Annotated in this window: 22 protein-coding genes, 1 tRNA gene and 2 pseudogenes; 9 read left to right on the top strand and 16 right to left on the bottom strand. The window is 66.4% G+C overall.

Annotated elements, in window-relative coordinates; genetic code table 11:
- Window positions 1–1144 (bottom strand): annotated as a pseudogene (locus tag RTN46_RS05600) (hypothetical protein); the annotation flags it as partial.
- A 274-nt stretch (window positions 1145–1418) separates the two neighbouring features.
- On the opposite strand from RTN46_RS05600, the gene RTN46_RS05595 reads away from it, so the two are divergent.
- A complete protein-coding gene (locus RTN46_RS05595) occupies window positions 1419–1655 on the top strand; it encodes a DUF3073 domain-containing protein (protein WP_312179690.1) in 237 nt (78 codons plus the stop codon).
- Between the two features lie 186 nt (window positions 1656–1841).
- On the opposite strand, the gene purM is transcribed toward RTN46_RS05595, so the two are convergent.
- The 5 genes from purM to RTN46_RS05570 are packed head-to-tail and all read right to left on the bottom strand — an operon-like array spanning window position 1842 to window position 6293.
- Window positions 1842–2957, bottom strand: a complete 1116-nt coding sequence (gene purM / locus RTN46_RS05590) for a phosphoribosylformylglycinamidine cyclo-ligase (protein ID WP_312179689.1) — start codon at window positions 2955–2957, stop codon at window positions 1842–1844.
- Entirely contained in the window at window positions 2954–4507 is a 1554-nt protein-coding gene (gene purF, locus RTN46_RS05585; RefSeq protein ID WP_312179715.1) for an amidophosphoribosyltransferase, read from the bottom strand. Before purF ends, purM begins: the two co-directional genes overlap by 4 nt.
- 51 nt (window positions 4508–4558) lie before the next feature.
- Window positions 4559–4879 (bottom strand): hypothetical protein, encoded by a 321-nt coding sequence (locus RTN46_RS05580; RefSeq protein WP_312179687.1) that lies wholly within the window; start codon window positions 4877–4879, stop codon window positions 4559–4561.
- A 25-nt stretch (window positions 4880–4904) separates the two neighbouring features.
- The gene (locus RTN46_RS05575) at window positions 4905–5285 is read right to left on the bottom strand and encodes a sterol carrier family protein (RefSeq protein ID WP_312179685.1); all 381 of its coding nucleotides are present in this window, start codon (window positions 5283–5285) and stop codon (window positions 4905–4907) included.
- Window positions 5286–5288: 3 nt separating this feature from the next.
- On the bottom strand, window positions 5289–6293 hold the full coding sequence (locus RTN46_RS05570) for an asparaginase (RefSeq protein WP_312179684.1): 1005 nt from the start codon (window positions 6291–6293) through the stop codon (window positions 5289–5291).
- A gap of 157 nt (window positions 6294–6450) precedes the next feature.
- Between RTN46_RS05570 and RTN46_RS05565 the strand changes: the two genes are divergently transcribed.
- The 3 genes from RTN46_RS05565 to RTN46_RS05555 all read left to right on the top strand — a co-directional run bounded on the left by RTN46_RS05565 (window position 6451) and on the right by RTN46_RS05555 (window position 9341).
- Window positions 6451–6915, top strand: a complete 465-nt coding sequence (locus tag RTN46_RS05565; protein ID WP_312179683.1) for a hypothetical protein — start codon at window positions 6451–6453, stop codon at window positions 6913–6915.
- 225 nt (window positions 6916–7140) lie between these two features.
- Window positions 7141–8451, top strand: coding sequence for a phosphoribosylamine--glycine ligase (gene purD, locus RTN46_RS05560; protein WP_312179714.1), 1311 nt, complete (start codon window positions 7141–7143; stop codon window positions 8449–8451).
- Window positions 8448–9341: a phosphoribosylaminoimidazolesuccinocarboxamide synthase gene (locus tag RTN46_RS05555; protein ID WP_312179681.1), complete on the top strand. Its 894-nt coding sequence runs from the start codon at window positions 8448–8450 to the stop codon at window positions 9339–9341. Before purD ends, RTN46_RS05555 begins: the two co-directional genes overlap by 4 nt.
- Before the next feature lie 252 nt (window positions 9342–9593).
- Here RTN46_RS05555 and RTN46_RS05550 read toward each other — a convergent pair whose 3' ends face one another.
- The 6 genes from RTN46_RS05550 to RTN46_RS05525 form a co-directional block, all read right to left on the bottom strand.
- Window positions 9594–10235: a dihydrofolate reductase family protein gene (locus RTN46_RS05550; protein WP_312179680.1), complete on the bottom strand. Its 642-nt coding sequence runs from the start codon at window positions 10233–10235 to the stop codon at window positions 9594–9596.
- 123 nt (window positions 10236–10358) lie between these two features.
- Window positions 10359–10435, bottom strand: a tRNA-Pro gene (locus RTN46_RS05545).
- Window positions 10436–10542: 107 nt separating this feature from the next.
- Window positions 10543–12351: an ABC transporter ATP-binding protein gene (locus RTN46_RS05540; RefSeq protein ID WP_312179712.1), complete on the bottom strand. Its 1809-nt coding sequence runs from the start codon at window positions 12349–12351 to the stop codon at window positions 10543–10545.
- Between the two features lie 53 nt (window positions 12352–12404).
- Window positions 12405–14234: an ABC transporter ATP-binding protein gene (locus RTN46_RS05535; protein WP_312179679.1), complete on the bottom strand. Its 1830-nt coding sequence runs from the start codon at window positions 14232–14234 to the stop codon at window positions 12405–12407.
- Window positions 14235–14396: 162 nt separating this feature from the next.
- Window positions 14397–15278: a metallophosphoesterase gene (locus RTN46_RS05530; RefSeq protein WP_312179710.1), complete on the bottom strand. Its 882-nt coding sequence runs from the start codon at window positions 15276–15278 to the stop codon at window positions 14397–14399.
- 59 nt (window positions 15279–15337) lie between these two features.
- The gene (locus tag RTN46_RS05525) at window positions 15338–17614 is read right to left on the bottom strand and encodes a transglycosylase domain-containing protein (RefSeq protein WP_312179678.1); all 2277 of its coding nucleotides are present in this window, start codon (window positions 17612–17614) and stop codon (window positions 15338–15340) included.
- Between the two features lie 37 nt (window positions 17615–17651).
- Here RTN46_RS05525 and RTN46_RS05520 point away from each other — a divergent pair, with 37 nt between their 5' ends.
- Genes RTN46_RS05520 through RTN46_RS05510 form a run of 3 tightly spaced genes read left to right on the top strand, consistent with a single transcriptional unit; the run spans window position 17652 to window position 19193 of the window.
- The gene (locus RTN46_RS05520) at window positions 17652–17807 is read left to right on the top strand and encodes a DUF4177 domain-containing protein (RefSeq protein WP_312179676.1); all 156 of its coding nucleotides are present in this window, start codon (window positions 17652–17654) and stop codon (window positions 17805–17807) included.
- Window positions 17807–18289 (top strand): RidA family protein, encoded by a 483-nt coding sequence (locus tag RTN46_RS05515; RefSeq protein WP_312179675.1) that lies wholly within the window; start codon window positions 17807–17809, stop codon window positions 18287–18289. Before RTN46_RS05520 ends, RTN46_RS05515 begins: the two co-directional genes overlap by 1 nt.
- Window positions 18282–19193, top strand: coding sequence for an NUDIX hydrolase (locus RTN46_RS05510; RefSeq protein ID WP_312179673.1), 912 nt, complete (start codon window positions 18282–18284; stop codon window positions 19191–19193). Before RTN46_RS05515 ends, RTN46_RS05510 begins: the two co-directional genes overlap by 8 nt.
- Window positions 19194–19270: 77 nt before the next feature.
- Here RTN46_RS05510 and RTN46_RS05505 read toward each other — a convergent pair whose 3' ends face one another.
- Window positions 19271–19948 carry a Crp/Fnr family transcriptional regulator gene (locus RTN46_RS05505; protein WP_312179672.1) on the bottom strand — a complete coding sequence of 226 codons (678 nt, stop codon included), beginning with the start codon at window positions 19946–19948 and terminating at the stop codon, window positions 19271–19273.
- Window positions 19949–20169: 221 nt separating this feature from the next.
- On the opposite strand from RTN46_RS05505, the gene RTN46_RS05500 reads away from it, so the two are divergent.
- Window positions 20170–21351: a MarP family serine protease gene (locus RTN46_RS05500; protein WP_312179671.1), complete on the top strand. Its 1182-nt coding sequence runs from the start codon at window positions 20170–20172 to the stop codon at window positions 21349–21351.
- 8 nt (window positions 21352–21359) lie between these two features.
- Here the strand turns inward: RTN46_RS05500 and aroQ are convergent, their stop codons facing one another.
- The 3 genes from aroQ to acs all read right to left on the bottom strand — a co-directional run bounded on the left by aroQ (window position 21360) and on the right by acs (window position 25319).
- Window positions 21360–21824 (bottom strand): type II 3-dehydroquinate dehydratase, encoded by a 465-nt coding sequence (aroQ, locus tag RTN46_RS05495; protein WP_312179670.1) that lies wholly within the window; start codon window positions 21822–21824, stop codon window positions 21360–21362.
- An 8-nt stretch (window positions 21825–21832) separates the two neighbouring features.
- Window positions 21833–23161 (bottom strand): MFS transporter, encoded by a 1329-nt coding sequence (locus RTN46_RS05490; RefSeq protein ID WP_312179668.1) that lies wholly within the window; start codon window positions 23159–23161, stop codon window positions 21833–21835.
- 169 nt (window positions 23162–23330) lie between these two features.
- Window positions 23331–25319 carry an acetate--CoA ligase gene (gene acs, locus RTN46_RS05485; protein ID WP_312179666.1) on the bottom strand — a complete coding sequence of 663 codons (1989 nt, stop codon included), beginning with the start codon at window positions 25317–25319 and terminating at the stop codon, window positions 23331–23333.
- A gap of 320 nt (window positions 25320–25639) precedes the next feature.
- Here acs and RTN46_RS05480 point away from each other — a divergent pair.
- A pseudogene (locus tag RTN46_RS05480) lies at window positions 25640–26367 on the top strand (hypothetical protein); the annotation flags it as partial.

Below are 26367 nucleotides of genomic sequence, written 5' to 3'. Positions count from 1 at the left end.
CGTCAGGGTCGCCGGTCTTCGCCTCGGCGTCGCCCGCCTCCGCGTCAGGGTCGCCAGCCTCCGCCGCAGCGTCACCAGCCTCAGCCGCAGGGTCGCCCGCCTCCGCGTCGGCGTCGCCCGTCGGTTCCGTGGTTTCCGGATCCAAAACCGTGACGCCCTCGCCGGCGTCGACGGCGATTTCCGTGCCTTCGGGGGCAGGCTCGGGAATTCCGGCCTGCTTGCCTGCTTCTGCCGCTTCCTCTGACACTGCCCGTACTTCGGCGGCGGTTTCTGGAAGGGAGGCCGCTTCGGCTGCGTCCGCGCTGATGATGGGAGCGTCCAGCGAAGGCTCGGTCAGGTGGATCTCTTCCACTGGAACAACTTTGGGTTCGGCAGGTGCACCCTGTTGCACCTGAGTATCGAAGACTTCGGTCCAGAGTTCGGTGTCGTGCGAACCGTCGCCGGAGAGCCAGGCCGGTGCCTCGGTGTGGGAGACCAGATCGGCCACGCCTCCGCCTGGTCCGTCCGCAGGTTCTGCGGAGGAGCCGGCGGCCGGCCCTGGTTCCGTTTCGCCGGTTGGCCCCGCTGCCAGTGCTGATTCGGCTCGTGTGGCGGTCGAATCCGCGGCTGAATCTGCTTCCTCGGTTTCGGCTGGTGCCGCCTTCGGTTTCTCGGCGTCCGACGCCGCAGCCCCGGTGGGCTGCTCCGGTGGCAGGGTGGGCTCGTCAGCGGGGCCCGACGCATCCTTGGCGCCCGGGCCTGTGCGCAGCGGCCGTTTGGCTCCGCCCTTGGAGCCGAGCAGGCCCTTGGCTACCGTGCCCTTTGGGGCGGCGGCCGGACGCTTGGCACCCGGTATGCGCTTGCCTGATTTGCCCAGCTTGCCGGATTTGGCAGGTTTACCTGGCTTGCCTTGCTGCCCGGGGTCACCGGCGGTACCGGGGGAGGCGGCATCTTGGGGTGCGGGACGCCCTCGGGCTGGCTGCGGTTTAATAACTGGAATGCTCCTTGTAGCGGGGTTGTTCCGGACAGGCGGTGCTGCCTTTGCAGCTGGAGGCTTTGCCCCGGAACCTTTGGGGACAGCGTTGCCCTTCAGCGGCGGGGAGGGCCGCAGGGACTCCGCCGGCAGGGGTGATCCTGCCCGTGGCGTCCGCTTCTGATCGCTCATGGTGAACGTCTGTCCTCCCTGTTGATGGCCGCGCATGTGTCCCGCAACGTCTGTTCTTCCCTGACTTTAGCGAATTTGCAGGTGAGCGCGCAGTACGCGTCGGTAGGGGATAGGGACTAAACTTGGAAGTTGAGTGCGTGTGCCGGGTCGCAGAGGCCCAACGCAGCGGGAAAACATGTAACCTGTACTTACGACAAATTGACCAAATATTCCGGGGCCTCGCTCTTCTGCCCGAGCGACCACCTCCGGATCGACGCAAAAAGGGGGTCACGCCATGGGGCGCGGCCGTCAAAAGGCAAAAGCAACCAAGCAGGCACGCGAGATGAAGTACTTCACTCCTGCCACGGACTACTCGGCCCTGCAGCGAGAGCTGTCAGGACCTTCGAGCCGTCCGTCGAGTCGATATCCCGAGGAACCGGCTGAGCCGGACTACTCGGCGTACGAGGATAAGTACGCAGATCAATTTGGCGAGGAAGACGACGAGGACGAGGATTCCCGCCGCATCGGCTAGATGCAGCGACACTCGTTTTTCGGCAAGCCCAATTGCCCTCCTTCAGCGGATCACCGGTCGGTGGATCCGCTGAAGGGCGTTAAAGAGGGTTTTTGCAGGGGCACACCCCAATCTTTAAGAACAGAGCAAAAGAGGGTGGCTACTCCGAACGGAGCAGCCACCCTCTTTTAGTGCTGTTGTACGCGCCTAGGCGTAGCTGCCAACCAGCCGGACGGCGCCGCCGTCGACACCCTTGGCGCCCTGGACGTAGTCCGGGTTCGCGGTGTCGGGTTCCCCGGCAGCACCCACGGTGCCCATGGTCCATGCCGGGACGCCGCGCTCGGCCAGGCGGGCCAGGGCTGCGTCCGCGCCGGCGGCGTCGACAATCGCGACCATACCTACGCCGAGGTTCAGCGTCCGCTCCAGGTCCGGCAGCGGCACGTTGCCCAGTTCGCTCACGAGCTTGAAGACCGGGGGAAGTGACCAGGTGGAGCGGTCGACGGTGGCTTCCAGTCCCTTGGGCAGGACCCGGGCGAGGTTCGCGGCGAGGCCACCGCCGGTCACATGGCTGAAGCCGTGGACTCCGGCGGGAGCGAAGCGGGCCAGGTCCAGGCAGTCGGCGGCGTACACGCGGGTCGGCTCCAGCAGCTCTTCACCGAGCGTGCGTCCCAGCTCCGGGACCTGGCGCTCCAGCTGCCAGCCGGCATGGTTGACTACGCGGCGGACCAGGGAGTAGCCGTTGGAGTGGATGCCGGAGGACGCCATGCCAATAACGACGTCGCCCTGGCGCACCCGCTCCGGGCCAAGCAGATCGGCAGCTTCGACAACACCGGTGGCGGCACCGGCGACGTCGTACTCATCAACGCCGAGCAGGCCGGGATGTTCAGCGGTCTCCCCGCCGACCAGTGCGGTGCCCGCCACCTCGCAGGCAGCGGCAATGCCGCGCACGATGTCGGCGATGCGTTCCGGGACCACCTTGCCGCAGGCAATGTAGTCGGTCATGAACAGCGGTTCGGCGCCGACGACGACGATGTCGTCCACCACCATGCCGACCAGATCGAATCCGATGGTGTGGTGGATGTCGAGGGCCTGGGCGATGGCGACCTTAGTGCCGACGCCGTCGGTGGAGGTCGCCAGCAGCGGCTTCTTGTAGGTCAGGAGCCGGGAGACATCGTAGAGTCCGGCGAATCCGCCCACCCCGCCGATGACGCTGTCATTGTGGGTCGCCTTGACGGCTGCCTTCATGAGTTCAACGGCCCGGTCACCGGCTTCGACATCCACACCCGCGGAGGCGTAGGTGATGGCGTTTTCGCTCGCGCTCATACTGATTCTTTCTTGTCTGTGGGGGTCAGGAGATTCTCGAATTCGCTGTCCGGCCCGGGATCGCAGCCATCGGAACCATCCGCGGACGCGGGGTTCTCCAGCAGGTTCTTGCCCAGGCGGTCAGCGGGAGGAAGTGCGATGGGGTAGTTGCCCGTGAAGCACGCGGTGCAGAGTTTCTCACGCGGCTGCTGGGTAGCTCCGATCATTCCGTCGTCGGAGATGTAGGCCAGGGAATCCGCCCCGATGGACGCGCAGATTTCCTCGACCTCGGCGCCGTTGGCGATCAGCTCGGCCCGGGAAGCGAAGTCGATGCCGTAGAAGCACGGCCACTGGACGGGCGGAGAGGAGATCTTGACGTGAACTTCCTTCGCGCCGACTTCCCGCAGCATCCGAACAATGGCCCGCTGAGTATTGCCGCGGACGATGGAGTCGTCCACCACCACTACGCGCTTGCCGCGGATCACGGATTCCAGGGCGTTGAGCTTCAGCTTGATGCCCAGCTGGCGCAGGGTTTGGCTGGGCTGGATGAAGGTCCGGCCCACATAGGAGTTCTTGACGAAACCGTGAGCGAACGGGATGCCGGATTCCTCGGCGTAGCCCACGGCCGCCGGTGTGCCGGATTCCGGCACCGGGATCACGATGTCCGCTTCCACCGCATGCTCGCGGGCCAGCTGGCGGCCCATTTCCACGCGGGATTCATAGACCGAGCGCCCATTGATGGAGGCATCCGGGCGGGCCAGGTACACGTACTCGAAAACGCAGCCGGCCGGCGTCGGCTCCCCGAACATCCGGGAACGGATCCCGTTCTCATCGATCGCGATGAACTCACCGGGCTTGATCTCGCGGATGAAGGTTGCACCGACGGTGGCCAGGGCGGAGCCTTCGGAAGCGACGACCCAGCCCCGGTTCAGGCGGCCCAGCACCAGCGGCCGGACGCCGTAGGTGTCACGGGCGGCGTACAGGGTGCCTTCATCCATAAAGACGAAGGAGAACGCGCCGCGCAGTTTGGGCAGCAGCTCGAGGGAGGTTTCCTCCAGGGTCCGTTCGTCGGTGCCGTTGAGCAGTGCCGTAACCAGGGCCGTGTCAGAGGTGTTGCCCTGCGCGATTTCGCCGGCGCGGGGGCGGCCCTGGCGTTCCAGGATCAGTTCGTACAGTTCCGCGGAGTTGGTGAGGTTGCCGTTGTGGGCCAGAGCCACGGTACCGGCGGAGGTGGCGCCGAGTGTCGGCTGCGCATTCGCCCAGTGGGACCCGCCGGTGGTGGAATAGCGGCAGTGGCCGATGGCAATGTGCCCCACCAAGGTGTTCAGGGTGGTCTCGTCGAAGACCTGGGAGACCAGCCCCATGTCCTTGTAAACGCTGATCCGTTTACCGTCGCTTGTCGCGATGCCGGCGGACTCCTGTCCGCGGTGCTGCAAAGCGTAAAGTCCGTAATAGGTAAGCTTCGCTACCTCTTCGCCGGGGGCCCAGACACCGAAAACGCCGCAGGCATCCTGCGGACCTTTCTCGCCGGGCATGAGATCGTGGGAAAGCTTTCCGTCACCGCGTGCCATGGAACTCATTCTCTCATGATCGCCGCGTGCAACCTGTTCCCGGACGGTGCGTTACGCGGCGGGGGATCCACCCGTGTTGCCGGGCTCATCATCGGCAGCTTCGACGACGGCGTGCTTGGCGCGGCGGACGCTGATGCGGTCCAGGATCAGGGCGGCGATCGAGCCCAGGGCGACGCCGGGCAGGGCGAGAACCACGAAGAAGAAGCCCAGGACGGCCTCGCGGGTGTACTCCGGGTTTTCCTGGCCGGTGTAGGCCATAAAGAGGGCAACTACGAAGGCGACAACCGCGCCCAGCACCATAAAGGGAACGAAGCGGGGAGCGCGGCGGATAGTGATCTCGCGGCGCTCAGGGCTGTGCTGCTCGGAAGTCATACAGGAATTCTACCGGCAGTAGAGCCTAAGGCTGCCCGCTGCCGCGGAACCGCTGAAACAGCGGAAGGCACTCTGAGAGGTCTGCGCGCAGCCCCGAAGCGGAGACTTTCCCGGCGGCGACGGCCTCCGCCCAGCTCAACGACCCCGTTACCAGAGCCAGCCAGGTCGCCGCGTCGGTTTCCACGACGTTCGGCGGAGTGCCGCGCGTGTGGCGGGGCCCGGGGATGCACTGAGTGACACCAAACGGCGGCACCCGGACTTCCACGCTGTTGCCCGGAACCCGTTCGGCCAGCTCCTCGAGTGCGTAGCGAACCGCCGTCGCCGTGGTGGGCCGGTCTGCTCCGCCGGCTGCTGCAGCGGCGAGCGCGGCACTGCCGTCAGCTGAGGAAATCCTGCGTCGTGCCATGTTTCAGTCCAGCAGTGCCGTGACGGGGGCGGCGAGCCGGAGGCTGCCAACCGGGTTCCCGCCGCCGAGCACCGGAGGCACCACCTTGGCGAGGACCTTGAAGACACGCTCGGGATCGATGGCCCCGCTCGCCGCCAGCAGGGTCAGGCCTACGAGCGTTGCGGCGCGGCCGTTGCCGTCGAGCATCTTCAGCGCCACGGAGGCACCGGTGGCGGTGCCCAGGACCAGGACGCCTTCGGCGCCGCTCTTGGCGATGATGCCGAGGTCCTCGATCACCACGGTATTTTCCCGGCCGGAACCGTGAACTGCCCACGGGTAGTCGAGGATGGTGGTGGCAACCGTGGCGGCGCGTGCATCGCCGTGTTTGCCGGACGGTGCCTGGGCCAGCCGGCCGATGCCGCGGGCAAGGCCGGTCAGGGAGACCGCCGCCAGGGGAGCGCCGCAACCGTCCACGGCCCAGTGGGCGGGAACCTCGCCGCAGAACTCTTCGATGACGCGGGCGACGCCCTGCTGCATCGGATGCTGCGGGTCAAGGTAGGTATCGGTGTCCCAGCCGTTTTCGGTGCAGGCCCAAAGGAACGCCGCGTGCTTGCCGGAGCAGTTGAACGCAATTTTCTGTTTGCCCTTGCCGGCGCGGACCAGCGCGGAGCGGGCCTCCTCATCCTGCGGCCAGTCCGCCGGGCACTGCAGGTCTTCTTCGGTGAGGCCGGCGGCCTGCAGCATGCCGCGCACGACGTCGGTGTGTTCCTTGGCGCCGATGTGGCTGGCTGCGGCCAGCGCAACCTGGGGCCCGCGCAGCGGAACCCCGGCCTGCATGGCGGCGACCGCCTGGAACGGCTTGAGCGAGGACCGGGGGAAGACCGGCGTCGTGATGTCACCGAGGGCGGTCACCACCGACCCGTCTCCGGAGAGAACGACGGCGGAGCCCACGTGCCGGGACTCGATGAAGCCATTGCGTTCCACAACGGCGAGTTCGACGGCATCAGCGGCAGTAAAAGTGGCAGGCATACCGCCAAGTCTACGAAAGACCGGTGCACACTTCGGGACGCGCGCGGGAATGCCGGCCGGGTTCTTGCCGGAGTGGAACGGAGGACGTAGGTTTGCCGCCACAGTCTGGAGAGCGGGCCAGCCAGCCCGGTGACGACCACAAAAAGGGGGAACTGTCGTGGGCACAGAGCGTCCGGACGAGCCCGCCCGGTGGGATGGAACGTGGGAGGGCCTGCCACCTAAACGCCGGCGCTTTTTCTTCTGGGCGTTTCTCTGGGCGTTCCTCCTCGGCACCCTGGTCCGTGGACTGCTGGAGAACTTGGGGATGACGGAGCTGACAGCTGGCCTGTTGACGTTCATCGTGGCGCTGGCCATCCTGGCACCCACCGGCCGCGCTGCGCTGGAGGAACGCAAGCAGCGGCTGGCCAAGGGGGAGGAAGCGGCTCCCGGACCCGTCACCGGGCGGAAGGTGGTGCGCTGGGCGGTTGCATCCGTGCTGCTCTGGGCTGTCATGGTCGGAATGCTGATCTGGGAACCCGGGCTCTATATCCCGGTTCTCCCGCTGATCGTTACCGTCATGACCGTCATCTACTTCAAACGGTGGATGCGGGAGCGCACCGCCGCGGAGTCCGGAGGAAAGTGAGGGACGCACGAGGTGAGACAGGGGGCGCGATGACCGCCCCAGCACAGCCATCGTGCCCGTCTGCCCCACTGTGCGCGCCGGCGGCCCCGTTGCATCCGCCACCAATTACTATCCGCCCGCCGGTACGGCGCGGGCAACGCATCAGGGCGATACGGTCCGGCGGGCGCCGTCATGCTGATGCACCGGCTTTCAGGCCGCGCGTCCCTGCCAGTACGCTGAATGATTGTGAAGGTTCTCGTTGTTGGCCCCGGTGGCCGCGAACACGCCATTGTCCGGGCCTTGCTGGCCGACCCCTACGTTTCCGAAGTCCACGCGGCTCCCGGCAACGCCGGGATCGCCCAGATTGTGCCAGTCCACCCCATCAACGCCAGCGATCCCGCAGCTGTCACGGAACTGGCCCGCAGCCTCGGTTCCGATCTGGTTGTCGTCGGCCCGGAGGCTCCGCTCGCCGCGGGCGTCTCCGACGCCCTGGCCGATGCCGGCATCCCGGTCTTCGGGCCGTCCAGGGAAGCTGCCCAGCTCGAAGCCTCCAAGGCATTCGCGAAGCAGGTGATGGCTGCGGCCAACGTCCCCACGGCCATGGCGCGGGTGGCCGCGACGGCTGAGGAAGCCGCTGATGCGCTCGATACCTTCGGCGCTCCCTATGTGGTTAAGGATGACGGACTCGCCGCGGGCAAGGGCGTCGTCGTCACATCCGATCGAGATGAGGCCCTGGCGCACGCCCAGGCGTGCTTCGACGCCGGCGGCACCGTCGTCATCGAGGAATACCTCGACGGACCCGAAGTTTCCCTCTTTGTCCTCTCCGACGGCCGGCACGTGGTGCCGCTCGCCCCGGCGCAGGACTTCAAGCGCATCTTCGACAACGACGAAGGGCCCAACACCGGCGGCATGGGCGCCTACTCACCGCTCGAATGGGCTCCAGCCCACCTGGTGGACGACGTCATTGCCCGTGTTGCCCAGCCCACCGTTGATGAGATGGCCGCCCGCGGCACCCCGTTCGTCGGGGTCCTGTACTGCGGGCTGGCCCTGACCTCCCGCGGCATGCGCGTGATCGAATTCAATGCCCGCTTCGGCGACCCGGAAACCCAGGCCGTGCTGGCCCGGCTGAAGACCCCGCTTGGCGGGCTGCTGCTGGCTGCCGCCAAGGGCGAACTGGATGCCATGGAGCAGCTGAAGTGGGACGCGCGCACGGCCGTCGCCGTCGTCGTCGCTTCCGAAAACTACCCGGACACCCCCCGCACCGGCGACCCGATCCTGGGCCTGGCCGAAGCCGAGGCCATCGAGGGCGTGCACGTGCTGCATGCCGGAACCCGGATCGATAACGCTGAGATCGTCAGCGCCGGTGGGCGGGTGCTCGCCGTCGTCGCCCTGGGGGAGAACCTGACCCAGGCACGCGACCTGGCGTACGCCGGGGTCGCCGAGATCGGTTTGGAAGGATCCCAGCACCGGACGGACATTGCGCTCAAGGCCTCCCGCGGGCAGATCGTGGTGCCGGCCGGCAGTGCCGGCATCGACAACGAGAAGGAACTTTCATGAGCCTGGCACCGCAGCTGCAAGGCTGGCAGCACGTCTACTCCGGCAAGGTCAGGGACCTGTATGTCCCGGAGGGCCCGGATGCCGCGCAGGACCGGGTGCTGGTGGTCGCCAGCGACCGGATCAGCGCCTATGATCATGTGCTCTCCAGCACCATTCCGGACAAGGGCCGGATCCTGACCCAGCTGAGCCTTTGGTGGTTCGACCAGCTGAAGAACATTCCCAACCACGTGATTTCCGCAGACGAAGGTGTGCCGGCGGAGGTCGCCGGGCGCGCCATGATCTGCAAAAAACTGGCGATGTACCCGGTGGAGGCCATCGCCCGCGGCTATCTCACCGGTTCCGGGCTCATCGAGTACAAGCAGTCCCAGACCGTCTGTGACGTGCCGCTGCCGGCCGGCCTGGTGGACGGCTCGCGCCTGGACCCGGCGATCTTCACCCCCTCGGCCAAGGCTGAGGTGGGGGAACATGACGAAAACATTAATTACGACGCCGTCGTCACCGCTGTGGGTGCCGAAACCGCAGCCAAGATCCGGGACCTGACCCTGGAGATCTACACGACCGCCGAGGCGATTGCCCGGGAACGGGGGATCATTCTGGCGGACACCAAGGTGGAGTTCGGGCTGGATCCGGCCACCGGCCTCGTGACCCTGGGTGATGAGGTGCTGACCCCGGACTCCTCGCGGTTCTGGGATGCGTCGCTGTACGAGCCCGGCCAGGCGCAGCCGTCCTTCGACAAGCAGTATGTCCGGGACTGGCTGACCTCCCCGGAGTCCGGCTGGGACAAGGCCTCGGACACCCAGCCGCCCGCGCTGCCGGCCGACGTCGTCGAACGCACCCGTGCCCGCTATGTCGACGCGTACGAGCGGCTGACCGGCGAGACATTCGCCTAGCCTGCAGCGCGCCAATGGCCCCGGGGAAATCCCGGGGCCATTTCGCGTCTCTGGTCCCGGGCATCAGGGGGGGAGGGACGTAGTTTCCCAGCGAGTGGTGCAGGAGTTAGCTAGTGAGAACCCAGCTGCCACAGGGGTAACACTGGGTGGGAAACCGCGCGCCGGGCGTTCTCGTCCCAGGAACGCATGTCGGGAGGCACACCTGCGCCCGGTTGCCCGATGCGCGGTGAAGGTTGGGAGGCAGCGTCAGGTTTACCCTCGGAACGTCAGATGGACGGTACCGCTCTCCGCTGATTCGGAGCTGACGTCGTAGGCGTCTTCCAGTCCGCGGAGGCCCTCCCACAGATTGATGCCGCGGCCGAGCAGGATGGGTGCGATGCCAACGTGCAGCTGGTCCACCAGCCCTGCCTCCAAGAATGATTTGACCACCGTGGGCCCACCGCCGATCCGGACGTCCTTGCCGGCGGCGGTGTCCGTGGCCCGTTCCAGGGCCTCCTCGGGGGAAGCGGTCAGGAACTCGAAGCGGGTACCGTTGGCCATCTCGATCGCTGGACGCGGAGTATGGGTTAGAACAAAGACCGGCACCCGGAACGGCGGCTCGTCGCCCCACCAGCCCTGCCAGTCCGGGTCCTCCGGGAAATTGTGCAGGCCAAACATCCCTGCTCCCATGATTTCGGCCCCGACGCCCTCAAAGTAGGCTTCGGCATACTTGTCGTCGACGCCTGTCGTGCCCTCGCCACGGGTCTCGTGCAGTACCCGCTCGCGGAAGGTGCGGGTGGCTGCGTAAGCGCCGACCAGCCGGCCCCAGTCCTGGCCGAACGGGTGCTCCGGTGTCTGGTCGGTGGTGGTGGCGTAACCATCGAGGGATACGTTGAGGTCTACACGGACGGCCATAGCGACTCCTGGGTGGCGGGGCAGAGAGTGAACCCGAGCTTACCGGCGGCAACGGACGGCGCAAGGGACGCAGGCTCAGAACACAAAAAGGACCCGCCGAATCCGGCAGGTCCTTCTGTGTTTTGGTCGGGGTGACAGGATTTGAACCTGCGACCTCGTCGTCCCGAACGACGCGCGCTACCAAGCTGCGCCACACCCCGTAACCACTGCTTTGGTGAAGGTTTCCCTCCCGCCGAAGCAACTTTACAAGTGTACTCGACAACCTGCGGGAGCGCGAAATTCAGCGTCTGGCCGGGTGAAACAACACTTACACGAGGGAATCCTGCCAGGCAGCGTTGAGCGCCGCGAAGCGTCCGGTTCCGCTGGTCAGTTCCTTCGGCGTTCCGTCCTCCACGACCTCGCCGGAGTCCATCACCAGCACCCGGTCAGCGATCTCCACGGTGGAGAGCCGGTGCGCGATGATCAAAGCCGTCCGGCTGCCCAGCAAGGTTTTCAGCCCCTGCTGCACCAGCCGCTCGCTGGGGATGTCCAGTGAGGAGGTGGCCTCATCGAGGATCAGCACCGCCGGATCGGCCAGGAATGCCCGGGCGAAGCTGATCAGCTGCCGCTGTCCGGCCGAGACCCGGCCGCCGCGCTTGTTCACATCGGTCGCGTATCCCTCGGGCAGGGACTCGATGAACTCATGCGCACCCACCGCCCGGGCAGCCGCCTCAATCTCCTCCGGGGAGGCGCCGGGCCGGCCCAGGGCAATGTTCTCCGCCACGGAGCCGCTGAACAGGAACGCCTCCTGCGTCACCATCACGACGGCGCGGCGCAGGTCCCGCTGGGTGAGGTTCCGCAGGTCCACGCCGTCCAGCAGCACCGCGCCGGCGGAGGGGTCGTAGAAACGCGCGATCAGCTTGGCCAGCGTCGATTTCCCGGCGCCGGTCTGTCCCACCAGGGCCACCGTCTGCCCGGCCGGAATATGCAGGTCCAACCGTGGCAGGATCAGCGGCCCGTCACCATACCGGAACTCCACGCCGTCGAACCTTATGTCCCCCTTGGCATCCTTCAACTCCACCGGATTCTTCGGCGGCCGCACGGTCGGGATTTCCTCCAGCAGTCCGGACACCTTCTCGAGCGCCGCGGAAGCGGACTGAAACGAGTTGTAGAACATCGCCATCTGATCCACCGGCTGGAAGAAACGCTTGGCATAGAGCAGAAGTGCCAGCAGCGCACCGACTTCCAGGCCGCCGTCGAGCACCCGGTAGCCGCCCACCAGCAGCACCAGCGCCACCGTAGCGTTGCCGATCAGGATCAGGCCCGGCTGGAAGACGCCGTTGAGGTTGATCGAGCGCAGCGTGGCCCGGCGGTAATCCTGGGCCAGCTCGTCATTCTTCGCGGCATTGACCTTCTCCCGGCGGAAGGCCTTCACGGCCCGGATGCCGGTCATGGTCTCGATGAAATGCACGATCAGCCGGGCCGAGGTCACCCGGGACGCGCGGTAGGCGATCTGCGAACGCTTCTGGTACCAGCGGGTCAGCAGGAACATCGGGACGAACGCCACACAAAGCAGCACTCCGGTGCGCCAGTCCAGGAGGAAAATACTGGCCGCTGTGAAGATCATGAACATGGCCCCGGACGCGAGCGAACTGATCCCGGAGTCCAGCAGTTCGCGCAGCGCCTCCAGATCCGAGGTCTGCCGCGAAATGATCCGCCCGGAGGTGTACCGTTCATGGAATTCCAGGCTCAAGCGCTGGGTATGCCGGAAGACCCGCAGCCGCAGGTCCAGCAGCATCGCCTGGCTCAGCTGTGCGGTGGAACGGACGTAGCCGGCGGTCAGTGCCGCGGCCAGGATGGCCGCGAGCAGGTACGCACCGCCGGAGAGCAGAAGCGGGACCGAGCTGCCGTCGTTCAAGGCCGGGAGGGCGTGGTCAATCCCGTAGGCGATGATCGCCGGGCCGGCCACGCGGGCGGCCTGTGAAATCACGACCAGGATGATCGTGAGGATAAACCGGCCGCGGTTGGGCCGCAGCAGGGAACGCAGCAGGGCGAGGGAGCGGCGGCGGACGGCCTGGCTTTGGGCCCGGTCCAGGTTGACGTTGTCCTCCCCGGCGGTGCCGGTGCCGGCCTCCAGCCCGGGGGAGTTCCCGGGCAGGGGAGTGCCGCCGCGGCGGATGCTGAACCGGCTCACAGGACCACCCCGTCTTCGTTTCCGGTTTCCAGATCGCTGTCCAGGTCCACCGGAGCGGTGGGCAGGCTCGCGATGACATGCCGGTAGTGCTCATTGCCTGCCAGGAGCTCGGCATGCGTTCCCACCGCGGAGATCCGTCCGTCCTGGAGCAGTGCCACCCGGTCGGCGAGCGAGACCGTGGAGGGCCGGTGTGCCACCACCAAGGTGGTGGTTTCCGCCAGGACCTCGCGCAGCCGGTGCTCCACCAGCTCCTCGGTCCGTACGTCCAGGGCGGAGAGCGGATCATCCAGAACCAGGACCTTGGGCCGGGCTGCGATGGCCCGGGCCAAGGCGATCCGCTGGCGTTGCCCGCCCGACAGGCTCAGCCCTTCCTCCCCGATCAGGGTGTCCACGCCGTCGGGCAGTGAGTAGACAAACTGGGCCTGCGCGACGTCGAGCGCTTCCGTCAGCAGCTGCTCCGCCTCGGCGTTATTTGCTGCATCGGCGCCGAGCAGGACATTGTCCCGGACGGAGCTGGAGAACAGCGTGGTGTCCTCGAACGCGACCGCCACCAGTGAGCGCAGGTCCGCCAGGGAATACTCGCGCAGGTCCACCCCGTCGATCCGGATGCTCCCGCCCGTGACGTCGTACAGCCGGGGGACCAGCTGGAGCAGCGTGGACTTTCCGCTGCCAGTGATCCCAACCAGCGCCATGGTTTCGCCCGCGCGCAGGTCCAGGGTGACGCCGTCGAGCACGTCCGGCCGCTCCGCTGCCGCGTTCGGGTAGGCGAAGTGGACGTCGTCGAAGGCCAGGTTGCCGCGCACCCCAGCCGTGTCCGGTGGCTGCCGTGGCTCCGGCGGGTCGGTGATGGTGCGCCTTGCGTCCATGACTTCGAAGTGCCGGTCGATCGCGGTCTTGGCCGTCAGCGTCATGGACAGCAGCGGGCCCATGGACTCCACCGGCCCGGCCACGACCGCGGCCGTGGCGAAGAAGGCCACCAGGGAGCCGATGCTGAGCTCACCCGCATTGACCAGCAGGATGCCGAGCACCAGGGACACCGCCAGCGCGGCCTCGGGCAGCAGGGTAATGACCAGGGAGAATTTGGCCAGCGAATTGGCCTTGTAGACCTCGGTCTGGCGCAGTTCCTCAGCCTGCTCGCCGAAGGCATCCAGCGCCTCGGTACTGCGCCCGAAGGCCTTAAGCACGCGGATGCCGTGGACGGATTCCTCCACCGTGGTGGCCAGGTCACCGGCCTGGTCCTGGCTCTGCCGGGAGACCCGGCCGTAGAAGCGGCGGAAGCGGAAGCCGTACACGACGATCGGAACGGCCGCGAGCAGGAACACGAGCGCGAGCTGCCAGGAGGTGAAGAACATGATGGTGACGCCGATGGCCACGGTCAGCGCCGTGACAACCAGCATCATGGCCCCGAACGCCATCCAGCGGCGGATCAGGTTCAGGTCGCTCATCGCACGGGAGAGCAGCTGTCCCGAGCCCCAGCGGTCGTGGAAGGCGACGGAGAGGTCCTGCAGGTGCCGGTAGAAGGAGGTGCGCAGGCTGGTTTCCACGGTGGTGGCCGGTGCGACGGCGAATTGCCGGCGCAGTGCCATGAAGGCCGCCTCGAGGGTACCAAGCAGCAGCACGATTCCGGCGGCCCACCAAAGGGCGGAGACCGCACCGCCGGGGTGCAGGTAGGAGTTCACCAGGATCCGCAGGACCTGGGGGATCGCCAGGGCGACAATGCTGGCACCAACCGCGCTGAGGAACCCGAGAAACAGGCGCGGAAGGATCGGCTTGATGTGCGGGTACAGGCGCCCCAGGGACTGCCACAAAGTTGTCTGCGGGGGCATGGGTCCTCTTCGAACTGAGAAGGTCCGCACGGTGCAGGGCGCGGACCGATACGGCTCAATCGTAGGCCACTGCACCCCTGCAGCTCCCCACCTTGAGGGCGGAAACTGCCGGTTTGAGCCGTCTTCGGAGCGGTTTCTGTGCTCTCGCGGGGTTGGGCGGAGCTAGCTTGCCGCGGGCGTGAGCGTGAGCAGGACCGCCTCGGGCCGGCAGGCGAAGCGCACCGGGGCGAAGCGGGAGGTGCCGATTCCGGCGGAGACATTCAGCGGTACCGTGCGGCCGTTGTGCTCCCAGTCGGTGAGGCCCTTGGCCCGCCAGGTCGGCAGGTCACAGTTGCTCACCAGCGCACCGTAGCCCGGGATGCAGACCTGCCCGCCGTGGGTGTGCCCGGCGAGGATAAGCTTGGCGCCGCCGTCGGTGAAGTAGTCCAGCACCCGCTGGTATGGGGCGTGGGCGACGCCGATGCGCAGGTGGCGGGCGGTATCCGACGTCGAACTTCCCGCCGGGAAACCGGCGTAGCGGTCGCGTTTCAGATGGGGATCGTCAACGCCGGAGAAGTCCAGCCGAAGCCCGCCCAGCACGATCGACTGGTTCCGGTTGCTTAGGCCCACCCAACCCGCGTTGCCGAAGGCGGAGAACATCTGCCCGTGCGGCAGCTTCGCCGGCTCCTTGCGCTGTTTCGAGGGGCCGGTGAAGTACGTGAACGGGTTCTTCAGCACCGGGGCGTAGTAGTCGTTCGAGCCCGGCACAAAGACACCGGGGAAACGCATCAGCGGCTTCAGCGCCTCCAGCAGCGGCGGGATGGCCTCGCGGTGGCTGAGGTTGTCCCCGGTGTTCACCACCAGATCCGGTTCCAGATCCGCGAGGGAATGCAGCCAGCGGGTTTTGCGGGCCTGCCCAGGGACGTAGTGGATGTCCGAAAGGTGCAGGACCCGCAGCGGTTTGCTGCCAGGGGGGAGCACGGGCACCGACTCGGTCCGGATGCCGAAGAGGTTCTTCTCAATCAGGGAGCCGTAGGCCAGGGCGCCGGCGCCGGCAGCAGCCATGCTGCCGGCAACCCAGGCCGCGGATTTAAGGGCCGGGAGCGTGTTGGGTGTCGTCAAGGTCAGTCGTCGCCTTGGCCGTTGCCGTTGCCGTTGTTGCCGTTGCCGTTCCCGTTGCCGTTGCCCTGCCCGTTGTTGCCATTGTTGCCGTTGTTGCCCTGCCCGGGCCCGCTGGGTGAGGCGGAGCGTGCAGGTGCGGGCGGCGGCGCCGTCTGGCCGACGACGTTGGCCGGCGGGGCGGGGAACGGATTGGCCTCGTACTGACCCGGGACACGCTGGATGAAGTTCTTCCAGGACGGGCCGGCAATCAGGGAACCATCAACCTCGGGGTAAGTCCGGCCACCGATCAGCTTGTCCGACATGGTGGTGTTGTTGGCCTTCCAGTTACCGATCCACGTTGCAGTGGAGAGGCCCGTGCTGTAGCCCATGAACCAGGTCTGGGACCGGAAGTCGTTGGTGCCGGTCTTGCCTGCCGTCGGCACGCCGACCTGCAGGTTGATGCCGGAGCCGTTGGTCATCACCCGCTGGGTCGCCATGTTGACGCCCTGGGCGACTTCCTTCTTCATGACCTGTTCGCAGTCCTGCTCCGGAACCGGAAGTTCGGTGCCTTCCGGGGTTTTCACGGACACCAGGGCCCGCGGTTCGCACTGCAGGCCGTCAGCGGCGAACGTCGCGAAACCGGTGGCCATGGACAGCGGCGAAGCGTCGCCGCCACCGCCAAAGGTCGACGGCGGATCGACCGAGAGCATCTCCCGCTCACCGGAGTCGCCCTTGCCGTTGTGGACACCGGCGGCGAAGGCGATCTCCTGGAATTTGCACAGGTCCAGTTCCCGGGCCTCGGCCAGGGTAATGGTGTTGTAGGAGTTCGCCAGGCCGTCCAGGACGGTGGTGTTCTTGTAGTTTGTGTCCCCGTAGTTGATCGGCGTCCACGGGTCGGTGCTGACGTAGGCGCCTCCGTAGCAGCTGGCATTCCAGCGGGTGCCCACGGGATAGGTGCGCTTGCTGCCGTCGAGAGTGGTGTTCAAGGTCTTGCCGGCATCCAGCCAAGCTGCAACGGTGAACGGTTTGTACGTTGATCCCGGTTGGAAGCCGCCGAGGCCGCCGAGGTACTTGTTTGGATCACCGTCCTGGTAAACATCCACGTTGAAGTTCTGCACGGAGTTTCCGTCCGCCAGCTCAGGCGTAAAGCGGGTGTTCTGGGCCATGACCTTGATGTCGCCCGTCCCCGGCTCGACGCTCACCATGGAGTGGCCGATCTCGGGGTCGGTGGTGTCCGGGTTGGCGGTCTCATTGATCGCCGCCTGCGCTGCGCTCTGCAGGGCCGGGTCCAAGGTGGTGGTGATGCTCAGGCCGCCGCGGTAGAGCAGCTTGTCCCGGTCCTCGTACGTAGCGCCGTAGCGGTCGTCGTTGAGGACCAGCTGCTTGACGTAGTCGCAGAAGTAGGGGGCCTGTTCGGCGCCCACACAGCCGTTCAGCACCGGGGTGATAGCCAGGTCCAGCCCCGTGGCAACCGCGGTGTCGTACTCCTCCTGCGAGATGCGGCCCTTGTCCAGCATGGCCTTCAGCACCAGGTTCCGGCGCTCCAGGGAACGTTCCGGGTTCAGCTCCGGGCTGTAATAGGTGGGACCGTTGACGACGCCGGCCAGCAGCGCTGACTGCGCGATGCTCAGGTCTTTGGCATCCACATTGAAGAAGTACTTCGACGCCGCCTGGACTCCAAAGGTGGTCCCGCTGAACGGCACGATGTTGAAGTAGCCCTCTAGGATCTCGTCCTTGCTCAGTTCCTTTTCGACGGCGATCGCCAGCTTCATCTCGCGCAGCTTGTCGCCGATGGTCTTCTGCCCGCTGAAGACGACTTCGCCGCCTTCCTGCATGTTGGTATCGATGATCACGTTGTTCACGTACTGCTGGGTGATCGTCGAAGCACCGCGGGTACGGTCAGAAGTGGCGTTGGAGACGATGGCGCCAAAGATGCCCTGCAGGTCCACGCCGCCATGCTCGTAGTAGCGGTCATCCTCAATGGCCAGCATCGCGTCCACCATGTGCGGCGAAATCTCGTCCAGCGTTACCGGCTGGCGGTTCTCCTCATACATGGTGGCGATCAGCGAGCCGTCATTGGCATAGATCTTGGAAGGCTGGGCCAGGGCACCGCGCTGCAGTTCCGATGGCAGCTGGTCAAAGAACTGCAGGGACCCGGAGGCCGCGGTACCCGCCGCGGCGGCCACCGGAACCAGAAGACCGGCGGCGAGTACGCCGGAGAGCGCACTCACACCAAAAAAGGCGACAATCTTTCCCAGAGTGGTAGCCGTGTCAAAAAAAGGAGATTTGCTAGCTGCCATGCCGATCAGTCTACAAGCACGCGCTAGTCTTTGGATCATGAGCAAATGGGAATACTTCATCACACCGCTTCCTCTTCACACGCCGGGGGCGGTCCTGAACATGCATGGCGAAGAAGGCTGGGAACTGGTGCAGATCACCCCCGCGCCGAACGGAACCGGAGCCGTGGCTTACATGAAGCGGGAGAAAAGCTAGTGAGCGCCGCTCCTGAGGCAGCCTCCGCCGTCGAGCGCCGGCTCGCCGAGCTGGGACTGGAGCTGCCGGAGGTCGCCGCCCCGGTGGCCGCCTATGTTCCGGCCGTTGTGACCGGGAACCACGTCTACACCTCCGGACAGCTGCCGTTCATCGACGGCGCACTGCCTGCCACCGGGAAGGCAGGTGCCGAGGTCAGCGCCGAGGATGCCAAGACCTATGCCGCACGCTGCGCAGTGAACGCCCTGGCGGCCATCAAGTCGCAGATCGGCGACCTCGACCGGGTGACCCGGATCGTCAAGGTGGTGGGCTTCGTGGCCTCTGATCCGTCCTTCACCGGGCAGCCCGGTGTGATTAACGGCGCTTCCGAGCTGCTCGCCCAGGTCTTCGGTGAGGCAGGCAGCCATGCCCGTTCCGCCGTCGGCGTTGCCGTACTTCCACTGGATTCCCCGGTGGAAGTGGAAGTGATCGCTGAGTTTGCCTAGTTCACCCACCCGTTCTTTTCAGCTGCCGCCTTGGCAAGAGGCGGCAGCTGAAAGCTGGTTCGAGCGCGGGGAGACTGCCCCGCGCAAGCCCCGCCAGGCATCATCGGTGCTGCTGCTGCGGGACTCCCGGGATGGCGCGGAAACGTTCCTGCGCTACCGCCGGGGCGAGTCGCCCCTCGGGAAGATCGCGTTCCCGGGTGGAAGCGTGGAAACCGCCGACGACGACGCCGTGACCTGGTACGGCCCGACCCCGTCGGAGTGGGCCAAGGTCCTCGGGATGGACGACCCGCAGGAAGCAAGACGGCATGTTGTGGCCGCGATCCGCGAACTTTTCGAGGAGACCGGCGTGCTGCTCGCCGGCCCGGACTCTTCCACCCTGCTGGAGAGCAACCGTGGTCTGGACTGGATGGCTGCGCGTGTTGGCATTGCCGCCGGAGAGAAGTCCTTCCCGGAACTGCTCACCCGCCGAGGGCTGGGGCTGCGCACGGACCTGCTGCGTCCGCTCTCCAACTGGCGGACGGCAGACTTCGCGCTTCGACGCTTCGACACGCGGTACTTCGCGGCGGTCCAGCCCATTGGCCAGGAAACATCACTGCTTGAGGGCAAGGGCGTCTGGGGCGAGTGGTGCATCGCGGCGCACGAGGCGGAACGGCAGAACACCACCGCCCTCGGCGACGAGGTGGGCCAGCCGGACACCGTGGGCTTGACCCTGGCTCAGCTGACCGTCCCTGCCGTGCTCCTGATGATCGAAAAGCTGGCGAAGGCACGCGGGTGCATCGCCTATCTGGCCCACCGCCGCCCCACCTCCGTGTATCAGCCTGAACTGGTGGAAACGGATGGCAAATACGTCCTGCAGGTCACGGTCAGTGACACCGCGGAAGGTTCCGGCCAGCGCGGACGTTGACCGGCAATGGAAACCAAGCAAAGCAAAACGGCACCGTTTCCCCCGGGGGGAACGGTGCCGTTTTGGCGGAGAAGGCTTTAGCGTGAGCGCTGGCGCAGGCGCTGGACATCCAGGATGACGACGGCGCGGGCCTCGAGGCGCAGCCAGCCGCGCTGGACGAACTCAGCAAGGGCCTTGTTCACGGTTTCACGGGAGGCACCGACCAGCTGGGCCAGCTCTTCCTGCGTCAGCTCGTGGGCAACCAGGATGCCGTCCGTCGCCGGGCGGCCGAAGCGGTCAGCCAGGTCCAGGAGCGCCTTGGCAACGCGGCCCGGAACGTCGGAGAAGACCAGGTCCGCCAGCGACTCGTTGGTGCGGCGCAGCCGGCGGGCCAAGGCCTGCAGCAGCTGGACGGACACCTCCGGGCGGGAATCGATCAGGGCACGCAGGTTCTCGTGCCGCAGTCCGGCCAGACGGGTCTCGGACACTGCGGTGGCCGTGGCGGTCCGGGGACTGGGATCGAAGAGGGCCATTTCGCCAAACAGTTCGCCCGGGCCAAGAATGGCCAGCAGGTTTTCGCGGCCGTCAGGGGCCGAACGCCCGAGCTTGATCTTTCCGGACACGATGAAATAGAGCTGGTCACCCTGATCGCCCTCGCGGAAGACAGAGGCCCCGCGCGAAAGATCGACTTCGGTGAGCTCGTCGGTCAAAGCGGCGAAGACGTCGTCTCCCAATGAGGCGAACAAAGGCGCACGGCGCAATACCTCGATATCCATGAAATCTCCTGTAAATAGTTGTCGCTTGTACTATCTTGCCGCACTGAACGTCCATGTGACACCCGCAATAGCTTTGTTCGCCCTCGGATGATAAAAAGCCTCCGACTTCTGTGGCCCGGGTAACACCGCCAGGGAATCGTCAGTGCTGCCCGCTAGACTCGGGATTCAAAGGGCTCTTCCCTGGCAGCCGCACGCGTACTTACATCCTATTGGAGCTCTTTGTGCTCGGACTCACCGTTCTGGACATCATCCTGCTGCTTGCCCTCCTTTTTTATCTCCTGGCAGGCCTGCGCAACGGTCTCGCCGTAACCCTCGGGGGCATTGTCGGCTTCGTTGCCGGCGCCGCAGCAGCGTTCTTCGCGATCCCGCTCGTGTCCGGCTGGGTGCCCGATGAAGGCTGGCGGCTGGCCGCCGTCATCGCCACCGCCGTCGTGCTGGTCCTGGTGGGACACGCCGCCGGCGCGGCCCTGGGAGCCGGGGTCCGGCGGTGGTTCAACTTCGCTCCGCTGCGCGCCCTGGACCGGATCCTGGGTGGGGCCCTGAATGTCCTGGTGGCAGCCGTGGTGATGTCCATGCTGGCCTTCAGCATCGCCACCCTGGGCATGCCGTTCCTGTCGCAGCAGATCGCCTCGTCCCGGGTCCTTTCGGCAATCGCCACGGTGACACCGGATCCGGTAAAGACGTGGACGGCACAGATCCGGTCCTTCACGCTGGATGAGGGCCTGCCCCGGATCTTCGACAGCGGGGCTCCGCTGGCAGCGGAAGTACCGAGTGAGGGAATCAGCTCCGAGGCGCTGACGTCATCCTCCGCGTCGGTCCTGAAGATCACCGGCACAGCCTTTCAGTGTGGTCAGAACCAGACGGGATCCGGGTTTGTGATTGCCAAGGACAGGGTCGTCACCAACGCGCACGTGGTGGCCGGGGTGAGTGAGCCCGTTGTCCAGGTTCCCGGCGGCGGAGTGCTCCCCGGCAAGGTGGTGCATTTCGATCCCGCTCGGGACCTGGCCGTGATCGCCGTCGAGAATCTCCAGGCCGATCCGATCCCACTGGGGGAAGAGCTTCCCAACGGGACCACTGCGGCCTTCGCGGGGTACCCCGCGGGCGGACCGTTCCGGCTGCAGCCGGCCATGGTCCAGAACCTGGGGAATGTCTCGGTCCGCAGCATTTACGGCACATCGCCGGAGGTCCTGGAGGTCTACACCCTGGCGGCCAACGTGCAGCAGGGCAACTCCGGCGGACCGCTGCTGGACATTGACGGACGCGTCGCCGGAGTGGTGTTCGCGAAGACCACCGGCGACCAGCCGATCGGCTACGCGTTGTCCCTGGCCGAGCTGGCCCCGATCGCTGAAGCAGCGCCGGCCTACCGCAGCGCGGTGTCGCCCGGCGAGTGCATCAGTGAGTAGCGCTTGATTTAGGCCCCGGCGGCGGCGTCCAGCGACTCCGCCAGGTAGTCCACGGCCATCCGGTAGCCGGCGATCCCGGCACCGCAGATCACAACCTCGGCCACCGCGGAGACAAAGGAGTGGTGGCGGAATTCCTCGCGCTTGTGGATGTTGCTCAGGTGCACCTCCACCACGGGCAGGCCAACACCGGAGAGTGCGTCCCGGAGGGCCACGGAGGTGTGGCTGTACGCTGCCGGGTTAATGACGATCGCATCCGCGAGCCCCGGAGCACCGTGGATGGCGTCGAGCAGGTCGCCCTCGTGGTTGGACTGGATGCAGTCCACCGTCCAGCCGTGTGATTCGGCGGCCGTGACGGCCGTAGCTTCGACATCCTCGAGGGTGCCCGTACCGTAAACGGCGGGTTCGCGGGTACCCAGCAGGTTCAGGTTGGGCCCGTTGAGGACCAGGAGATTGCGCGTGCGTTCGGTAGTCATGGGGTCAACTATGCCGCAACGGCCGTACTTGTCCCGGTCAGCGACCGGGTGCTGATCATCCGGCCGGCGGCCAGCGCCCCGCCGATGGTAATCAGCGACATCACGGCCAGTACCGCGCCGGGATGCCACCAGGCCGCTCCGGTCGCATCGGAGAAGAGCTGCGTGACTGCCGGGGTGAAGCCGGCCAGGATCCCCGCGAAGCTGTAGGCCAGGGACATGGCGGTGAAGCCCGTCCGTGCCGGGAACAGGTCCGCCATCAGTCCGCCGAGCGCCGCCCACGCCGCCGTCGGGAAGATGCCGCCGATCAGGATGGTGAGGATGTAGACCGGCTGGTTGGCGATGCTGATCAGGTAGTACAGCGGGAAGGAGATCAGCAGGGTGCCAATGGCTCCGGCTGCCACCACCTTCGCGGAGCCGATTCTCATGGCGAGGAAGCCGAACGCCGGAATAGTGGCCAGCTGCAGGACCGAACCCACCAGGGCTGCGTTCAGCACCGTGGATTCGGAGAGGCCGAGCTGGGTGGTGCCGTAGGCCTGCGTATAGGTGGTCATCAGGAAGTAGGAGCCGATGCCCAGCAGTGCGGCGGCCATGGCGGCGACGACGGCGCCGGGCTGGGTGCGCAGCACCTCAAGGAGCGGTACGCGGGCCACCTGGTCGTGGCCGGCGACGTCCTTGAAGACGGGAGTTTCGTCGATGGCCAGGCGCAGGTACAGGGCCACCGCCATGAACGGGAACGCCAGCAGGAACGGGATGCGCCAGACGCCGGCTTCCATGGCTTGGGGGGAGACCTGGGTAAGGATCAGGAACGTGCCGGTGACCAGGATCGTGCCGACCGGGGAGCCGATCTGGGGAATCGCGGCATAGAGCGCACGTTTCCGGGGCTCGGCGTGCTCGCTGGCAATGAGGACGGCGCCGCCCCATTCCCCGCCCACGGCCAGGCCCTGCAGCAGCCGCAGGGCCACCAGCAGGATGGGTGCCCAGATGCCGATGGTGCCGTAGTCCGGCAGCAGGCCGATCACGCCGGTGGCCACGCCCATCAGGACAATCGTGTAGATCAGCGACCTCTTCCGCCCGATCCGGTCGCCGATATGCCCGAAGAGCACGGCTCCCAGCGGGCGGGCGACGAAGCCCATGCCGAGCGACAGGAAGGCAAACAGCGTGCCGGTCAGCGGATCCACTTCGGGGAAGAACACCCGGTTGAGGATCAGGGCCGCGGCCGTGCCGAAAACGTAGAAATCGTAGGATTCCAGTGCTGTTCCGACGAACGAGGCACCGGCGACCCTGCGGGCCATCCGCGAACGCTGGGCGGGGTTCACTGCTGCGGGGGAAATAGACACAAGTGCTGATTCTGCTAGCTGTGTGCAGCTTTCGCCACTTTGAAGGGCCCAAGATAACGATTCGTTGCGGGGCCTCCGGCGTCCCCTCTCCCCAAGAGAGCAGAAACTGCTCCTCTCGGGCCGAAGGCCTGAAAAGAGCAGTTTCTGCTGTCTCGATGAGGGAAGCGGGCTACTTCCGCAGGGACTCCGCGATCTGGGACATCACCGTGTTGTCCGCCAGGGTGCTCGAGTCGCCGGGCTCGCGGCCCTCGGCCACGTCCTTGAGCAGGCGCCGCATGATCTTGCCGCTGCGGGTCTTGGGCAGCTCGGGGACCACCAGGATGTGCCGCGGCTTGGCGATCGGTCCGATCTCCTTGCCCACGTGGTTGCGCAGCGTGGTGACAATGTCGTCGTCGTCCTTGGCGCTGCCGCGCAGGATCACGAACGCGACCACGGCCTCACCGGTGGTGGCATCCGTGGCGCCGACGACGGCGGCCTCCGCCACCGAGGGGTGGCTGACCAGGGCGGACTCAATCTCCGTGGTGGAGAGCCGGTGACCGGATACGTTCATCACGTCGTCGACCCGGCCGAGCAGCCAGATGTCGCCGTCCGCGTCCTTCTTGGCGCCGTCGCCGGCAAAGTACATGCCGTCGAACCGGGACCAGTAGGTCTCCTTGAACCGTTCCGGGTCGCCCCAGATGCCGCGCAGCATCGCGGGCCAGGGTTCACGGATGACCAGGAAGCCGCCGGAGCCGTTCGGCACCGGCTCACCCATTTCGTCGACGACGTCCACGGTGATGCCCGGAACCGGAACTTGGGCGGAACCCGGCTTGGTGGCCGTGACTCCGGGCATCGGGGCGATCATGTGGGCGCCGGTCTCGGTCTGCCACCAGGTGTCCACGATCGGCGCGGGGGTCTCCTTCTTGCCGCCGTTGCCGCCGATGACGGTGCGGTACCACATCCAGGCTTCGGGGTTGATCGGTTCGCCCACGGTGCCGAGCACACGAATGGAATCGAGGTTGAACTTCTGCGGAATGTCCCGGCCCCACTTCATGCAGGTGCGGATCGCCGTCGGCGCGGTGTAGAGGATGCTGACCTTGTACTTCTCCACCAGCTCCCACCAGCGGCCCTGGTGCGGGGTATCCGGGGTGCCCTCGTACATCAGCTGTGTGGCGCCGTTGACCAGCGGAGCGTAGGTGACGTAACTGTGGCCGGTGACCCAGCCAATGTCCGCCGTGCACCAGTAGACATCGGTTTCCGGCTTCAGATCGAACGAGGCCCGGTGGGTGAACGCGGTCTGCGCCAGGTAGCCGCCGGTGGTGTGCAGGATGCCCTTGGGCTTTCCCGTGGTGCCGGAGGTGTAGAGGATGAACAGCGGGTGTTCGGAGTCATGCGGCACAGGAGTGTGCTCGGCACTCGCGGAGGAGACGACGTCGTCCCACCAGACATCGCGGCCCTCGGTCCAGTCCACCGGCTCGCCGTTGCGCTTGACGACGAGGACGTGGCCTACCGTGTGCCCTTCCTTCCGCAGCGACTCGTCCACGGCGGGCTTCAGCAGGCTCGGCTTGCCCCGCCGGTAGGAACCGTCCGCCGTGACGACCAGCTTGGCCTCGGCGTCGTCGATCCGGCTGCGCAGCGCGTCGGCGGAGAATCCACCGAAAACCACGGAATGGACGGCGCCGATCCGGGCGCAGGCCAGCATGGTGATGACCGCTTCAGGGATCATCGGAAGGTAGACGGCGACCCGGTCGCCCTTGGAAACTCCAAGGGACTCGAACGCGTTGGCGGCCTTCTTGACCTCTTCGGTGAGCTCGGCGTAGGTGTAGGTGCGGGTGTCACCGGGCTCGCCCTCGAAGTAGATGGCGACGCGGTCGCCGCGGCCTTCTTCGACGTGGCGGTCCAGCGCGTTGTAGGAGGCGTTGAGCTTGCCGCCCACGAACCATTTGGCGAAGGGGGCATCGGACCAGTCGAGGGTCTGCGTGAAGTCCTCGTCCCAGGTCAGCAGTTCGCGTGCCTGCTTTGCCCAGAACTCCGGACCCTGCGCGGCAGCTGCCTCGTATAGCTCCGGCTGTACCACTGCGGCTTGGGCAAATTCTGCGCTCGGCGGAAAGCTGCGGTGCTCCTGGTAGAGGTTCTCCAGTGCGTCACCGTGCTGCTTGACCGGAGGCTGTTCAGGCATCTCGGACCCTTTCGGTTGGCTTGGACCCGGCCGTTGGCCGGGCAGGGGCCCGGACGGCGGGGCTATTCGGATGTGTTCCTAACCCTAGCGCCAGTGGAACGCTGATGTGTCAACGCTCACATCGGCCTCCGTGAAGCGGGGTAATTATGCGATGAACGGTAGCCGCTGCAGCCTGCCGGAGAGCCGGTCCGGGTAGTCTGTCCTGCTGGCGTTGACTAGGCTGTCACTGATAGCAAACCTCTTGTGGCACCGCGCATGCGGTGCCCTGCACGGTCGGCGCACCCGCCCTCCGGCTGGCTGCTGTCGGAACGGAGACCAGAATGAACCATCCCCATGTCGAGAACGAGGCCAGCACGGCCGCGGATGCCTCAGCGCCGCGGCAGGCCTCAGCGGAGGGAACCGGGCACCAGGCGATAGCCGGACCGTTCGGGCTGCGTGACATCGTGGTGGGCTCGGCCGTCCTGGTGATGCTGGTAGGCAGTGTTCTGCCCTTCTCCATTGGCACCGGACTGAACCTGTGGACGGCATTCAGCCTCTTCTACGTGGGCATCGGCATCGTTATGCCGCTGCTGGCCGCAGGCCTGTTTATAGCCCGCCGCCTGTCCCCGGGCATGCGCATCCGGGTGGGTTCGCTGTCCGTGGACCAGTTCGCCTCCGTGATCGCGGTCCTGGCCGTAGTTTTCTTCTTCCTGCAGCTTGTCTATGTCTTCAGTGTGGGATCACTGATCGGCCTGGTCGGGTCCGTGGTGCTGGTCGCTGCGACCACCTTCGCACCGCACATCCCGCCGTTCGCTGAGGAGTTCCAGTCCCGCACGGAGATCCCGGCCCACCCGGTGGCGCGGGATGCCGTGCCGCTGCGCCGGGCACCGAAGCCGGCCCCGGCTCCGAAGACGCCTGAGGGTCCTGCTGCATCCGGAGCACCCGCTGGGGGAACGTACGGCCAAAATGCAGCCGGCGCCGAGCAGGCCCCGGCTGCCGCGCAGCCTTGGGCAGCGTCCGCTGCCGGTCAGGGCGGGAACCGCACCGGCGACAACCGTCCGGCCCAGGC

Source organism: Arthrobacter sp., assembly GCF_031988865.1.
Classification (GTDB): domain Bacteria; phylum Actinomycetota; class Actinomycetes; order Actinomycetales; family Micrococcaceae; genus Arthrobacter_B.
This window is presented reverse-complemented; position numbering and strand designations above follow the sequence as displayed.